This is a genomic window from Flavobacterium sp. Sd200, assembly GCF_009826935.1.
In the GTDB taxonomy this organism is placed as follows: domain Bacteria; phylum Bacteroidota; class Bacteroidia; order Flavobacteriales; family Flavobacteriaceae; genus Flavobacterium.
The window spans coordinates 182824-195456 of sequence record NZ_WUMN01000003.1; the positions used below are offsets into that span (position 1 = coordinate 182824).

The following is a 12633-nucleotide window of genomic DNA, read 5'->3' on the forward strand; positions in this document are numbered from 1 at the left end:
TAACAAAACCTTTATGATAATTTTCAGATAAAATTAGCTACTTGTTAAATTTAATTTAAATAATTTGTTAAAACATTGAAAATGTTAAAAATTAGCTTTGAAGCTGATATGAACTATTGAATTTGAGAGTTTTATGGTTTGCCCTTTTGTAGATCCGTTGGCATAAATTATATTAAAAAGTCCTGTATTGGTAAGTAAACCAAGTCCAAAGCCAAGTCCCAGGATGTTTTGATTGGTGTTTGTGGTCTCGTCCTGGTAGTAGCCATAATCTGTAATGGAGTGTACATAGAGGTTTGGTGCAGCCATGTAGCGGTATTCGGTCATGAGGGCAGAGTATAGGTTTGCCTGCAGGCTGTTTTCGTTAAACCCCCGCACCGAGTTTATTCCGCCAAAGCGATACAACTCGTTAATAATATAGGTGTCACTCTTTAAATAATAGGTGTGGTTTTTAAGGTTTATAATGTTGGTGGGGTTTAAGTAAAGATTGTGTGAAAGGCTAAACTGTGCAAAATACTGGCTGCTGCTGCCTGTTTTACCATCTCGGCTTCCGGTACCGGTCTTTAGTTGCAATGCTGTTTTTTGCGGAAATATAAAATCGTTGGCATTAAAGGCGGCATACTCGTATGTGGCGGTATAAAATTTATTAGAATAGTCGGTAAGCGATGCGTTGTTGGTGTTTTGTATATCTACCGATGTGGTTTGCTGGTATCCGGCAAAAAGCTTTGAGTTATAGCTAAAGTAGTAGCCCAGGTTCAAATCGGTAGCGGTATTTTGGAAAATACTGTCCTGCTTAAAAATTTTCAGCCCGGCCTTTATACCTACGGGGCTTTTAAAAATATAGGGCAACTCTAATGATGTGTTAAAGGTGGTTTGCTTGTTGCCGTCGCTTTTCCAGTACAGGTTAAATTTTTCTCCGCTGTTAAGCACGTTGTTTAAAAGTAGGTCTACATATCCGTTAAGGCTCAGTTTGCTTTGGTTGTCGTTGCTAAAGCCAATAAAGCCGTCAAAAGCATTGGGTTTTGCCTTTTGCAGGTAGACATATACTTTAGTGGTATCTGTTTTAAAAAGTATTTCGGGGTAGCGGGGCTGGCTCACAAAGCGCAGTGCATTAAAATCGTTGTGTATGCGCTGCAATATTTCCTGATTAAAGGTTTTGCCTTTATACTGCCGTGCAATGTTTCGGCGAATGCCTTCGGGAAATTTTGCGTAGCCTTCCAAAACAATATCGTCAAGGGTGCGCAGCTTTTCGGTAGAGGCAATAAGGTTTGCTACGAGGTTTTGCTTGTTTTTGCTGTATCCTGCCAATTGCAGGCTGCTTAGTGAGTATCCTTTTTGTTCGAGAAGGGCAATGTTGCCGTTCATAAAAGTTTCGACATTGCCCAGCGGCATTACAAGAGTGTCTTTATCTATATTAAGGAGTGTTTTTTGGGTGTTGCTCAGTTTGCCGGTATATATATGTATGTATTTTGTTTGTGCACCTATAATAAAGGAATAAATAAAAGTAGAGTCGTTTGTTTTTAGGTGGGCAAGTTCGCGGTTTTCAAGATAGCCGGCCTGATACAGTTTTTTTGACAGCAGTTGTGTTTCGTCCTGAATTGATTTTGCATTAGGGTGCTTTTTGATGTATGAAACAGAATCTATTATTTTGGTTTCGGCAGCATTGCGGCCTTCGGCTTTAAGGTGCAGGTTTTGCCCTTTTGCAAAAAGGGTTGTAAGTAGTGCTATAAGTATGTATAAGTGTTGTTTCAAACGCCAAAAGCTTAACAGTGCAAATAACGTAAAAAACGCAAAAAAAATATAACCGCAGGCAAAGCGGTTTGAGTTGTTTGAAAATTAATGAATTATGATTTGTTTTGTAAATTATAATTGCTACATTTGCAGCCCGTAAAAAGCGGGTTTATAAAACATAAGAAATTTTTAGTATTAATTATGCCAACAATTCAACAATTAGTAAGAACAGGGAGAGCCCAGATAACTAAGAAGAGTAAATCGGCTGCTTTGGATTCTTGTCCTCAAAGAAGGGGAGTTTGTACGCGTGTTTACACTACTACACCTAAAAAACCAAACTCTGCAATGCGTAAAGTTGCAAGGGTGCGTTTAACAAATGGTAATGAAGTGAATGCTTACATTCCTGGAGAAGGACACAATTTACAAGAGCACTCGATAGTATTAGTTAGAGGCGGTAGGGTAAAAGATTTACCTGGTGTAAGGTATCACATTGTTCGTGGTGCTCTGGATACGGCTGGTGTTGCGGGTAGAACGCAGCGCAGGTCTAAATACGGTGCAAAACGTCCAAAACCGGGTCAACCGGCAGCGGCACCTGCAAAAGGTAAGAAAAAGTAATTATTAAAAGCTTTTAAACAAAAGACATGAGAAAAAGACAGGCCAAAAAAAGACCTCTTTTACCAGATCCTCAATTTAATGATCAGTTAGTTACACGTTTTGTGAATAACCTAATGTGGGACGGTAAAAAATCAACAGCTTTTAAAGTATTTTATGATGCTATTGCAATTGTAGAAACTAAAAAGCAGGATGCTGAAAAATCAGCATTAGAAACTTGGAAAGATGCATTAACTAACGTTATGCCTCACGTAGAAGTTAGAAGCCGCAGGGTAGGTGGTGCTACATTCCAGATACCAATGCAAATTCGTCCGGACAGGAAGATATCTATGGCGATGAAATGGATGATACTGTATGCAAGGAGAAGAAATGAAAAATCTATGGCTCAAAAGCTTGCTTCTGAAATCTTAGCTGCTGCTAAAGAAGAAGGTGCTGCTGTTAAAAAGAGAATGGATACTCATAAAATGGCGGAAGCTAATAAAGCATTCTCTCACTTCAGGTTTTAATCCATAAAGAAAAAATAGAAATGGCAAGAGATTTAAAATATACAAGAAATATAGGTATTGCTGCTCACATTGATGCTGGTAAAACAACAACAACAGAGCGTATCCTTTTTTACACTGGTAAGTCGCATAAAATAGGCGAGGTGCACGATGGTGCAGCTACTATGGACTGGATGGCACAGGAGCAGGAGAGGGGTATTACCATTACTTCGGCTGCTACAACATGTACATGGAGCTTCCCGACTGAGCAAGGTAAAGCACTTCCTGAAACACAGCCTTACCACTTTAACATTATCGATACCCCGGGACACGTTGACTTTACTGTTGAGGTAAACCGTTCTCTTAGGGTTCTTGATGGTCTTGTGTTCCTTTTTAGTGCTGTTGATGGTGTTGAGCCACAATCAGAAACTAACTGGAGGCTTGCGGATAACTACAGGGTTCCGCGTATGGGCTTTGTTAACAAAATGGACCGTCAGGGTTCTAATTTCCTTGCAGTATGCCAGCAGGTTAAAGACATGCTAAAATCTAACGCTGTGCCGTTGGTATTGCCAATTGGTGAAGAGGCAGATTTTAAAGGTGTTGTAGACCTTATCAAAAATCAGGCTATTGTATGGCATGACGAAACTCAGGGTGCTACTTTTGACATCGTGCCTATTCCTGAAGATATGAAAGAAGAGGTTCATCAATACAGGTCACAACTTATCGAAGAGGTGGCTGCTTATGATGAGAACCTTCTTGAAAAATTCATGGAAGATGAAAATTCAATTACAGAAGACGAAATAAACGAGGCATTAAGGAAAGCTACTATTGATATGGCTATCATTCCAATGCTTTGTGGTTCTTCATTCAAAAATAAAGGTGTTCAGTTCATGCTGGATTCAGTATGTAAGTTCCTTCCTTCGCCTCTTGATAAAGAAGCTATCGAAGGTACAGATCCTAATACTGACGAGCCTATTTCGCGTAAGCCATCTGCTTCTGAGCCGTTCTCAGCTCTTGCATTTAAGATCGCTACAGACCCTTATGTAGGTCGTCTTGCGTTCTTCCGTGCATACTCTGGTCGTCTTGATGCTGGTTCTTATGTGTTCAATGCACGTAGCGAAAGCAAAGAGCGTATCTCTCGTATCTACCAGATGCACGCCAACAAACAAAACCCAATCGATTTTATCGAGGCTGGTGATATTGGTGCAGCAGTAGGTTTTAAAGATATTAAAACGGGTGATACACTTTGTGATGAAAAACACCCAATCGTTCTTGAAAGTATGAACTTCCCTGATCCGGTAATCGGTATCGCTGTTGAGCCTAAAACTAAGGCCGACGTAGATAAAATGGGTATGGCTCTTGCAAAACTTGCTGAGGAAGACCCTACGTTTACTGTAAGGACAGACCATGCTTCAGGACAAACTATTATCTCTGGTATGGGTGAGCTTCACCTTGACATCCTTGTAGATCGTCTTAAACGTGAGTTTAAAGTAGAGGTTAACCAGGGTGAGCCACAGGTAGAGTACAAAGAGGCTATTACACGTACTGCTAACCACAGGGAAACATACAAGAAACAGTCTGGTGGTCGTGGTAAATTTGGTGATATCGTATTTAGACTTGAGCCTGCTGACGAAGTTGACGGAAAAGTGCCAATGGGACTTCAGTTTGTTAACGAGGTTAAAGGTGGTAACATTCCAAGGGAATTCATCCCTGCAATTGAGAAAGGTTTCAAAGAAGCTATGAAGCAGGGACCTCTTGCCGGTTATGAAATGGACAGTATGAAAGTTACACTTATCGACGGTTCATTCCACCCTGTGGATTCTGATGCGCTTTCGTTTGAACTTGCTGCTAAAATGGGTTACAAAGAGGCTGCTAAAGCTGCCGGAGCTGTTATCCTTGAGCCTATCATGAAACTTGAGGTGCTTACACCTGAAGAGAACATGGGTGATATAGTAGGTGACCTTAACCGTCGTCGTGGCCAGATAAACAACATGGACGACAGAGCAGGTTCTAAGGTTATTAAAGCGAGTGTGCCTCTATCAGAAATGTTTGGTTATGTAACTACATTAAGAACACTTTCTTCAGGACGTGCAACTTCTACAATGGAGTTCTCTCACTACGCTGAAACACCATCTAACATTGCAGATGAAGTAATCAAAAAAGCAAAAGGAAACGCTTAATTTACAAAGAAATGAGTCAGAAAATCAGAATAAAATTAAAATCATACGATCATGCACTTGTAGATAAATCTGCAGAGAAGATCGTTAAAACTGTAAAGAGTACAGGTGCTGTTGTAACAGGTCCTATTCCTTTACCTACCCACAAAAAGATTTTTACAGTACTGCGTTCTCCGCACGTAAACAAAAAATCAAGGGAGCAGTTCGAAGTTAGCTCTTACAAAAGGCTACTTGACATTTACAGCTCTTCTTCTAAAACTATCGATGCCCTAATGAAATTAGAGCTTCCAAGTGGTGTAGAAGTTGAAATAAAAGTGTGATAAAACCGCTTTATATACAAAAGCCCCGGCAATTTTGCTGGGGCTTTTTTGTTTTGGTGCAGCCCATGATTATTTTATTTATGTTTGTTGTTAGGGTGTATTATTGTCTCAATTTAATTGTTGTGCTATGTTTAGATGTATAATAGGAGTGTGTTTGCTGTTGCTGCCTTCGCTTTGCTTTAGTCAGGTAGTTGTGGTGGTAGATAACGATACATTTGAGGTGTTAGATGGTGTAGGCTATGCGTTGTATAACAACCGACAGCTTGTGGGGAAAGGTGTGGTGTTATCAGATAAAGCAACAACGCTTCCTAATAGTGTTGTTTTTGATTCTGTGAGTTTTTCCCAGGTTGATTATAAAACACTGGGGCTTGCCAAAAAGGATTTAGATACTTTGGTGTTTTTGACTAAAGATGTAATCCATCTTGACGAGGTTGTTATAAGTTCTCAAAACAATAAAGAAATTGTTTTAGGTGAAACCAACAGATTTGTAAAAAGACGGTCAAGGCCATTAATTAAGGAGCTGAAATATGGCATTCTTTATAGAAACAATCTTGTGAATAAACTACAATTAAAAAGGTTGACATTTTATGTAGACAAGGTTCAGTTTAAAACTGCCTACAAGATACATTTTTTAGATGTCCATGAATCCTTAACTATAAAAGGGTATCAATTTGCAATGCCAAATAATAGTTTTTATTCTACAGATGTTTTGTACCTAAACCCTAAAGATAAAAAAGCAGAGGTTGAGTTGCCCCCATTATTATATTTGTTTCCTGATAAGCCCCTGTTTGTTTGGGTAGAGCTTGTGGAGTATTATGATAAGGATGGTAACGTGATTGATCCTGATCTGGATGATGCAACAAGGTTGAAGTTTCAGATATCTGAGCAATTAAATTATTATTCTAAAAGGTATGATGTTTTAACGAAGCAGTATTTTGAAGAGTTAATCAATGAGAATCGGATAATCAATTATGATTTTGCGCATCAATTTTTTACCAAGCCGCACAAAAGCGATCTTGTGGCTCCGGCCATCTTGCTTTATGGCAGCCGGGTTTATGAGTAGTTTAAGTTTGAAGTAACGAAACCTCTGTTAGCCATGTGCAGCAGAGGTTTTTTTTATGCCTGAATATGAGCAAGCAGGGGTGTTTTTAGGTGTGTAAATAAATTTTTTGTGGTTTTTGTAATTTATTTTTATGTAACTGTTTGATTTTCTAAATAGAATAACTACTTTTGCACCCCTGTTTGGAGTGTATGGTTACTTCAAATTGAAGGGAGTTAATAATTAATAACAAAAAATTATGTCTGGGTTAATTGGTAAAAAAATCGGCATGACCAGTATTTTCGATGAAAACGGAAAAAACATTCCGTGTACAGTAATCGAAGCTGGACCATGCGTTGTTACCCAAGTCAGAACCAACGAGGTTGACGGGTATGAAGCGTTGCAACTTGGTTTCGATGACAAAACAGAAAAACATGCTACTAAAGCGGCTGCAGGCCACTTTAAAAAAGCGGGAACTGTTGCTAAGAAAAAAGTCGTTGAATTCCAGGATTTTGTAACAGAGTACAAATTAGGAGATGTTATCTCTGTAGATCTTTTCGCTGAAGGCGAATTTGTAGATGTTCAGGGTGTGTCTAAAGGTAAAGGTTTCCAGGGTGTTGTTAAACGTCATGGTTTTGGTGGTGTGGGTCAGGCTACTCACGGTCAGCATAACCGTTTAAGAGCGCCGGGTTCTGTGGGAGCATCGTCATATCCTTCACGTGTATTTAAAGGAATGCGCATGGCAGGTAGAACCGGAGGAGAAAATGTAACAGTTCAAAACCTTAGAGTTTTAAAAGTGGTTGCCGATAAGAACCTTCTTGTAGTAAAAGGAGCTATACCGGGACACAAAAACTCTTACGTAATCATTCAGAAGTAATGGAAGTAAAAGTATTAGATATCAACGGAAAAGAAACTGGCAGGACGGTTACCCTTTCTGATTCAGTATTTGCAATTGAGCCTAATAAGCATGCTGTATACTTAGATGTAAAGCAATATCTTGCAAACCAAAGACAAGGTACTCACAAAGCAAAAGAAAGAGCTGAAGTGACAGGTAGTACCCGTAAAATTAAAAAACAAAAAGGTACAGGTACTGCACGTGCCGGTAGTGTTAAGAACCCTTTGTTTAAGGGTGGGGGTACAGTTTTCGGGCCAAGGCCAAGAAGCTACTCTTTCAAGCTTAACAAAGGCCTTAAGCGTTTAGCAAGAAAATCTGCCTTCGCTTTAAAAGCAAAAGAGTCTAATTTAGTGGTTGTAGAGAACTTCGATTTTGAAGCTCCAAGCACAAAAGGATTTGTTAACTTTTTGAAAGCTTTAGGGTTAGATAATAAAAAATCTTTAGTAGTGTTGGGTGATACAAATAAAAATGTATATTTGTCATCACGCAATTTAAAGGCTACTAACGTGGTAACTGCCTCAGAATTAAATACTTACGCGATAGTTAACGCTAATAGTTTGGTTCTTTTTGAAGGCTCTTTAGAAGGAATTGAAGAAAATTTAAGCAAATAATAGGGCAATGGGTATCATAATTAAACCTATCATTACTGAAAAAATAACTAAAGACGGTGAGGTTTTCAACCGTTTTGGTTTCATTGTTGATAAAAAAGCAAACAAAATCCAGGTTAAGAATGCTGTTGAGGCTGCTTATGGGGTTTCGGTTGTAGAGGTAAACACAATGAACTACAGGGCTGATAGATCGGTTAAATACACTAAGAGTGGTTTAATCCAAGGAAAAACAAATGCTTACAAAAAAGCAATTGTTCAGGTAAAAGAAGGAGAAACAATAGATTTTTACAACAATATCTAATAAGACATGTCAGTTAGAAAATTAAAACCTATTACCCCGGGTCAGCGTTTTAGAGTTGTTAATAGCTTTGACACTATTACAACTGATAAGCCGGAGCGTTCTTTGATCGCACCGAAAAAAAACTCAGGCGGTAGAAATAGTCAAGGAAAAATGACCATGCGTTATACAGGCGGTGGTCACAAACAAAGGTATCGTATAATCGATTTCAAAAGAGCTAAAGCCGGAGTTCCTGCTGTAGTTAAAACTATTGAGTACGATCCAAACCGTTCAGCATTTATATCTCTACTATTCTATGCAGATGGTGAGAAAACATATATCATTGCTCAGAACGGACTTCAGGTTGGTCAAACAATTTCTTCGGGCGAAAATGCTGCTCCGGAAATTGGTAATGCTTTACCGTTAAGTAAAATTCCTCTAGGTACTGTTATATCTTGTATCGAACTACGTCCTGGTCAGGGTGCTGTAATTGCGCGTAGCGCAGGTACATTTGCTCAGCTAATGGCAAGAGATGGAAAATATGCTACAATCAAGATGCCTTCAGGTGAGACAAGGTTGATCCTTTTAACCTGTACTGCAACAATTGGAGCTGTTTCTAATTCAGATCACCAGCTTATCGTTTCTGGTAAAGCGGGTAGGTCTCGTTGGTTAGGCAGAAGGCCAAGAACAAGACCGGTAGCGATGAACCCTGTAGATCACCCGATGGGTGGTGGTGAAGGACGTTCTTCTGGTGGTCACCCACGTTCAAGAAAAGGTCTTCCTGCTAAAGGTTATAGAACTCGTTCTAAAGTTAACCCGAGTAATAAGTATATCGTAGAACGTAGAAAGAAATAATAAGTAAGATATGGCACGTTCATTAAAGAAAGGACCTTTCGTTCACTATAAATTAGAAAAGAAAGTTCAGGAAAATATCGAGAAAGGTAATAAAGGGGTTGTTAAGACATGGTCTCGCGCTTCTATGATTACTCCGGATTTTGTTGGGCAGACTATTGCAGTACACAACGGACGTCAATTCGTTCCGGTTTACGTAACAGAGAACATGGTAGGTCATAAATTAGGAGAATTTTCGCCAACGCGCTCTTTCAGGGGTCACGCTGGTGCTAAAAATAAAGGTAAAAAATAATAGCAATGGGAGTTCGTAAAAGAGAAACTGCAGAGGCAAGAAAAGAGGCTAACAAGTCTATCGCTTTTGCTAAGCTAAATAACTGCCCAACTTCACCCCGCAAAATGCGCATCGTTGCAGACCTTGTAAGGGGCCAAAAGGTAGAGTTAGCGCTTAATATATTAAAGTTTAATGCAAAAGACGCTTCTCGTAACTTAGAGAAACTGTTACTTTCTGCTATCAACAACTGGCAGCAAAAAAACAGCGAAGAAAGCCTTGAAGAAGCTGGTCTTTTTGTAAAAGAAATAAGGGTAGACGGTGGCGCAATGCTAAAAAGGCTTAGGCCAGCACCACAGGGTCGTGCTCATAGAATAAGAAAACGCTCAAACCACGTAACTATCGTGCTTGGAGCTACTAATAATAACACACAAAGCAATTCATAAACAGTTATGGGACAAAAGACAAATCCAATAGGAAATCGCCTTGGTATCATCAGGGGTTGGGATTCTAACTGGTATGGTGGAAATGATTACGGTGACAAACTTGCCGAAGATCATAAAATCAGGAAATATATCCATGCCCGTTTATCTAAAGCAAGTGTGTCTAAAGTAATCATCGAGAGGACTCTTAAACTTGTAACCGTTACTATCACCACTGCCCGTCCCGGTATCATTATCGGTAAAGGTGGCCAGGAGGTAGACAAGCTAAAAGAGGAACTTAAGAAAATTACTGACAAAGAAGTTCAAATCAACATCTTTGAAATTAAAAGGCCGGAGCTTGATGCTTACTTAGTAGGTACAAGTATTGCCCGTCAGATTGAGAGCCGTATTTCTTACAGAAGGGCTATCAAAATGGCTATCGCTGCTGCAATGCGTATGAATGCAGAGGGTATTAAGGTAATGATCTCAGGTCGTTTGAACGGTGCCGAAATGGCACGTTCTGAAATGTTCAAAGAAGGAAGGATTCCTTTGTCGACTTTCAGGGCGGACATTGATTATGCACTTGCTGAAGCTCACACTGCTTATGGTAGGATGGGTATTAAAGTGTGGATCATGAAAGGTGAAGTTTATGGAAAAAGAGATCTTTCTCCGTTAGCAGGTATGGACAAAAAACAGTCTAAACCTTCAGGATCTCAGGACCGCGAACGTCAGGGCGGAAGGCCGGGCGGCGACAGACCAAACCAACGCAAAAGAAAGTAATTTTTTAAACTAAAGAAAAATGTTACAGCCTAAAAGAACAAAATACCGTAAGGTACAGAAAGGTAAGATGAAAGGGGTGTCTCAAAGAGGTCACGAACTTTCAAATGGTATGTTTGGTATTAAATCTTTAGATTCGTCTTTCATTACTTCCCGCCAAATCGAGGCTGCCCGTATCGCGGCAACCCGTTTTATGAAAAGGGAAGGTCAGTTATGGATTAAAATATTCCCGGATAAGCCTATCACCAAAAAGCCTCTTGAGGTACGTATGGGTAAAGGTAAAGGTGCTGTTGAATATTGGGCAGCCGTTGTTAAACCGGGAAGAATTATGTTTGAGGTAGGTGGCGTGCCACTATCTGTAGCAAAAGAGGCACTACGCCTTGCGGCTCAAAAACTACCTGTAAAAACTAAGTTTATTGTTGCGAGAGATTTCGAAGCATAATCCAAAATTATTATGAAACAATCAGACATTAAAGATCTATCTGCAGCTGAGTTACAAGGTAAACTTGGTGAGTTACAGAAAACATATGCCGACCTAAAATCAGCCCATGCTATCTCTCCTATAGAGAATCCACTACAGTTAAGAACTGTAAGGAGGTCTATTGCAAGAGTAGCCACTGAGCTAAGCAAAAGAGAGTTACAATAATTGTAGTCTGCTGAAAGATGGAAAAAAGAAATTTAAGAAAAGAGCGTATAGGTGTAGTTACCAGCAACAAAATGGATAAATCTATTGTAGTTGCGCAAACAACAAAGGTAAAACACCCATTATATGGTAAGTTCGTACTAAAAACTAAAAAGTTTGTAGCACACGACGAAAAAAATGACTGTAACATTGGAGATACAGTAAAGATCATGGAAACACGACCTTTAAGTAAAACTAAATGTTGGAGATTAGTTGAAATCATTGAAAGAGCGAAGTAATTATGGTACAACAGGAATCGAGACTAAAAGTAGCAGATAACACGGGAGCTAAAGAAGTTTTAACTATCCGTGTATTAGGAGGAACGAAACGTCGTTATGCCTCTGTTGGAGATAAAATTGTGGTATCTATAAAAGATGCAACACCAAACGGAAACGTAAAAAAAGGTGCAGTATCTACCGCAGTTGTTGTACGTACCAAAAAAGAAGTGAGAAGAGCCGACGGTTCATACATCAGGTTTGACGATAACGCATGTGTGTTGTTAAATGCTGCTGGTGAAATGAGAGGTACTCGCGTTTTTGGTCCTGTAGCAAGAGAACTTCGTGAAAAACAATTCATGAAAATTGTATCACTGGCACCAGAAGTGCTTTAATTGATTTTAAAGATGATAAAGCTAAAAATAAAATCAGGAGACACTGTAAGGGTAATTGCCGGCGACCATAAAGGTACAGAAGGTAAAGTACTTCGTGTTCTTCGTGAAAAAAATAAAGCGATCGTAGAAGGTGCTAACCTTGTGTCTAAACACACAAAGCCAAGCGCTAAAAACCCACAGGGTGGTATCGTTAAAAAAGAGGCTCCTATCCATATCTCTAACCTTGCCCTTGTAGACCCTAAAACAAAAGAGACTACAAAAACAGGTGTAAGGAAAGAAGGAGATAAGAACGTGAGATTTTCAAAAAAATCTAATCAAGTACTATAGTTATGGCTTATATACCAAGACTTAAAGAAGAATATAAGAGCAGGGTTATTTCTGCTCTTACAGAAGAATTTGGCTATAAAAACGTAATGCAGGTTCCTAAACTTGAAAAAATCGTTTTAAGCCGTGGCGTAGGAGCAGCAGTATCGGATAAGAAATTAATCGATCATGCTGTTGAAGAGCTAACAAAAATTACCGGCCAAAAAGCGGTATCTACTATTTCTAAAAAAGACGTTGCTACGTTTAAACTTAGAAAAGGTATGCCAATTGGTGCTAAAGTAACTTTACGTGGCGAAAAGATGTATGAGTTTTTAGACAGGCTTGTAACATCTGCACTTCCACGTGTAAGAGACTTTAACGGTATTAAAGCTACTGGTTTTGACGGTAGGGGTAACTACAACCTGGGTGTTACTGAGCAAATCATTTTCCCTGAAATTGATATTGACAAAGTAAACAAAATTGCAGGTATGGATATTACCTTTGTAACTACTGCTCAAACAGATAAAGAAGCAAAGTCATTATTAGCAGAATTAGGATTACCTTTTAAAAAGAATTAAGAT

19 protein-coding genes are annotated in these 12633 nt (G+C 39.2%); 18 read left to right on the forward strand and 1 reads right to left on the reverse strand.

Going from position 1 to position 12633, the window contains the following annotated elements:
* Positions 1–84 precede the first annotated feature (84 nt).
* Complete coding sequence (locus GR160_RS10055) at positions 85–1749, reverse strand: hypothetical protein (protein ID WP_202390760.1); 1665 nt, start codon at positions 1747–1749, stop codon at positions 85–87.
* Between the two features lie 180 nt (positions 1750–1929).
* On the opposite strand from GR160_RS10055, the gene rpsL reads away from it, so the two are divergent.
* From rpsL to rplE, 18 genes are all read left to right on the forward strand, one after another.
* A complete protein-coding gene (gene rpsL / locus GR160_RS10060; RefSeq protein WP_160750089.1) occupies positions 1930–2343 on the forward strand; it encodes a 30S ribosomal protein S12 in 414 nt (137 codons plus the stop codon).
* A 26-nt stretch (positions 2344–2369) separates the two neighbouring features.
* Entirely contained in the window at positions 2370–2846 is a 477-nt protein-coding gene (rpsG, locus tag GR160_RS10065; protein ID WP_160749749.1) for a 30S ribosomal protein S7, read from the forward strand.
* A 20-nt stretch (positions 2847–2866) separates the two neighbouring features.
* The gene (gene fusA, locus GR160_RS10070; protein WP_160749750.1) at positions 2867–5002 is read left to right on the forward strand and encodes an elongation factor G; all 2136 of its coding nucleotides are present in this window, start codon (positions 2867–2869) and stop codon (positions 5000–5002) included.
* Positions 5003–5013: 11 nt separating this feature from the next.
* Entirely contained in the window at positions 5014–5319 is a 306-nt protein-coding gene (rpsJ, locus tag GR160_RS10075; RefSeq protein ID WP_160749751.1) for a 30S ribosomal protein S10, read from the forward strand.
* A 127-nt stretch (positions 5320–5446) separates the two neighbouring features.
* Positions 5447–6382: a hypothetical protein gene (locus GR160_RS10080; RefSeq protein ID WP_160749752.1), complete on the forward strand. Its 936-nt coding sequence runs from the start codon at positions 5447–5449 to the stop codon at positions 6380–6382.
* Positions 6383–6617: 235 nt separating this feature from the next.
* Positions 6618–7235: a 50S ribosomal protein L3 gene (gene rplC / locus GR160_RS10085; RefSeq protein ID WP_160749753.1), complete on the forward strand. Its 618-nt coding sequence runs from the start codon at positions 6618–6620 to the stop codon at positions 7233–7235.
* Entirely contained in the window at positions 7235–7864 is a 630-nt protein-coding gene (gene rplD, locus GR160_RS10090) for a 50S ribosomal protein L4 (protein ID WP_160749754.1), read from the forward strand. Before rplC ends, rplD begins: the two co-directional genes overlap by 1 nt.
* 7 nt (positions 7865–7871) lie before the next feature.
* Positions 7872–8162 carry a 50S ribosomal protein L23 gene (gene rplW, locus GR160_RS10095; protein ID WP_160749755.1) on the forward strand — a complete coding sequence of 97 codons (291 nt, stop codon included), beginning with the start codon at positions 7872–7874 and terminating at the stop codon, positions 8160–8162.
* A gap of 6 nt (positions 8163–8168) precedes the next feature.
* Positions 8169–8993, forward strand: a complete 825-nt coding sequence (gene rplB, locus GR160_RS10100) for a 50S ribosomal protein L2 (RefSeq protein ID WP_160749756.1) — start codon at positions 8169–8171, stop codon at positions 8991–8993.
* Between the two features lie 10 nt (positions 8994–9003).
* The gene (rpsS, locus tag GR160_RS10105; protein WP_020213638.1) at positions 9004–9282 is read left to right on the forward strand and encodes a 30S ribosomal protein S19; all 279 of its coding nucleotides are present in this window, start codon (positions 9004–9006) and stop codon (positions 9280–9282) included.
* Positions 9283–9287: 5 nt separating this feature from the next.
* Positions 9288–9704, forward strand: a complete 417-nt coding sequence (rplV, locus tag GR160_RS10110) for a 50S ribosomal protein L22 (protein WP_160749757.1) — start codon at positions 9288–9290, stop codon at positions 9702–9704.
* A 6-nt stretch (positions 9705–9710) separates the two neighbouring features.
* Positions 9711–10460 (forward strand): 30S ribosomal protein S3, encoded by a 750-nt coding sequence (gene rpsC / locus GR160_RS10115; protein ID WP_160749758.1) that lies wholly within the window; start codon positions 9711–9713, stop codon positions 10458–10460.
* Between the two features lie 19 nt (positions 10461–10479).
* Positions 10480–10899, forward strand: a complete 420-nt coding sequence (gene rplP / locus GR160_RS10120; protein ID WP_054407931.1) for a 50S ribosomal protein L16 — start codon at positions 10480–10482, stop codon at positions 10897–10899.
* A 12-nt stretch (positions 10900–10911) separates the two neighbouring features.
* The gene (rpmC, locus tag GR160_RS10125) at positions 10912–11103 is read left to right on the forward strand and encodes a 50S ribosomal protein L29 (protein ID WP_160749759.1); all 192 of its coding nucleotides are present in this window, start codon (positions 10912–10914) and stop codon (positions 11101–11103) included.
* A 17-nt stretch (positions 11104–11120) separates the two neighbouring features.
* On the forward strand, positions 11121–11378 hold the full coding sequence (rpsQ, locus tag GR160_RS10130) for a 30S ribosomal protein S17 (protein ID WP_160749760.1): 258 nt from the start codon (positions 11121–11123) through the stop codon (positions 11376–11378).
* A 2-nt stretch (positions 11379–11380) separates the two neighbouring features.
* Entirely contained in the window at positions 11381–11749 is a 369-nt protein-coding gene (rplN, locus tag GR160_RS10135; protein WP_007803649.1) for a 50S ribosomal protein L14, read from the forward strand.
* Between the two features lie 12 nt (positions 11750–11761).
* The gene (gene rplX / locus GR160_RS10140; RefSeq protein ID WP_160749761.1) at positions 11762–12076 is read left to right on the forward strand and encodes a 50S ribosomal protein L24; all 315 of its coding nucleotides are present in this window, start codon (positions 11762–11764) and stop codon (positions 12074–12076) included.
* A gap of 2 nt (positions 12077–12078) precedes the next feature.
* Positions 12079–12630, forward strand: a complete 552-nt coding sequence (gene rplE / locus GR160_RS10145) for a 50S ribosomal protein L5 (protein WP_160749762.1) — start codon at positions 12079–12081, stop codon at positions 12628–12630.
* The last annotated feature ends 3 nt before the right edge of the window (positions 12631–12633 follow it).

What these genes read in the sequence shown, in the direction of transcription:
- rpsL (WP_160750089.1), top strand. Translation starts at nt 1,930, where the DNA reads ATGCCAACAATTCAACAATTAGTAAGAACAGGGAGAGCCCAGATAACT.
- rpsG (WP_160749749.1), top strand. Translation starts at nt 2,370, where the DNA reads ATGAGAAAAAGACAGGCCAAAAAAAGACCTCTTTTACCAGATCCTCAA.
- fusA (WP_160749750.1), top strand. Translation starts at nt 2,867, where the DNA reads ATGGCAAGAGATTTAAAATATACAAGAAATATAGGTATTGCTGCTCAC.
- rpsJ (WP_160749751.1), top strand. Translation starts at nt 5,014, where the DNA reads ATGAGTCAGAAAATCAGAATAAAATTAAAATCATACGATCATGCACTT.
- GR160_RS10080 (WP_160749752.1), top strand. Translation starts at nt 5,447, where the DNA reads ATGTTTAGATGTATAATAGGAGTGTGTTTGCTGTTGCTGCCTTCGCTT.
- rplC (WP_160749753.1), top strand. Translation starts at nt 6,618, where the DNA reads ATGTCTGGGTTAATTGGTAAAAAAATCGGCATGACCAGTATTTTCGAT.
- rplD (WP_160749754.1), top strand. Translation starts at nt 7,235, where the DNA reads ATGGAAGTAAAAGTATTAGATATCAACGGAAAAGAAACTGGCAGGACG.
- rplW (WP_160749755.1), top strand. Translation starts at nt 7,872, where the DNA reads ATGGGTATCATAATTAAACCTATCATTACTGAAAAAATAACTAAAGAC.
- rplB (WP_160749756.1), top strand. Translation starts at nt 8,169, where the DNA reads ATGTCAGTTAGAAAATTAAAACCTATTACCCCGGGTCAGCGTTTTAGA.
- rpsS (WP_020213638.1), top strand. Translation starts at nt 9,004, where the DNA reads ATGGCACGTTCATTAAAGAAAGGACCTTTCGTTCACTATAAATTAGAA.
- rplV (WP_160749757.1), top strand. Translation starts at nt 9,288, where the DNA reads ATGGGAGTTCGTAAAAGAGAAACTGCAGAGGCAAGAAAAGAGGCTAAC.
- rpsC (WP_160749758.1), top strand. Translation starts at nt 9,711, where the DNA reads ATGGGACAAAAGACAAATCCAATAGGAAATCGCCTTGGTATCATCAGG.
- rplP (WP_054407931.1), top strand. Translation starts at nt 10,480, where the DNA reads ATGTTACAGCCTAAAAGAACAAAATACCGTAAGGTACAGAAAGGTAAG.
- rpmC (WP_160749759.1), top strand. Translation starts at nt 10,912, where the DNA reads ATGAAACAATCAGACATTAAAGATCTATCTGCAGCTGAGTTACAAGGT.
- rpsQ (WP_160749760.1), top strand. Translation starts at nt 11,121, where the DNA reads ATGGAAAAAAGAAATTTAAGAAAAGAGCGTATAGGTGTAGTTACCAGC.
- rplN (WP_007803649.1), top strand. Translation starts at nt 11,381, where the DNA reads ATGGTACAACAGGAATCGAGACTAAAAGTAGCAGATAACACGGGAGCT.
- rplX (WP_160749761.1), top strand. Translation starts at nt 11,762, where the DNA reads ATGATAAAGCTAAAAATAAAATCAGGAGACACTGTAAGGGTAATTGCC.
- rplE (WP_160749762.1), top strand. Translation starts at nt 12,079, where the DNA reads ATGGCTTATATACCAAGACTTAAAGAAGAATATAAGAGCAGGGTTATT.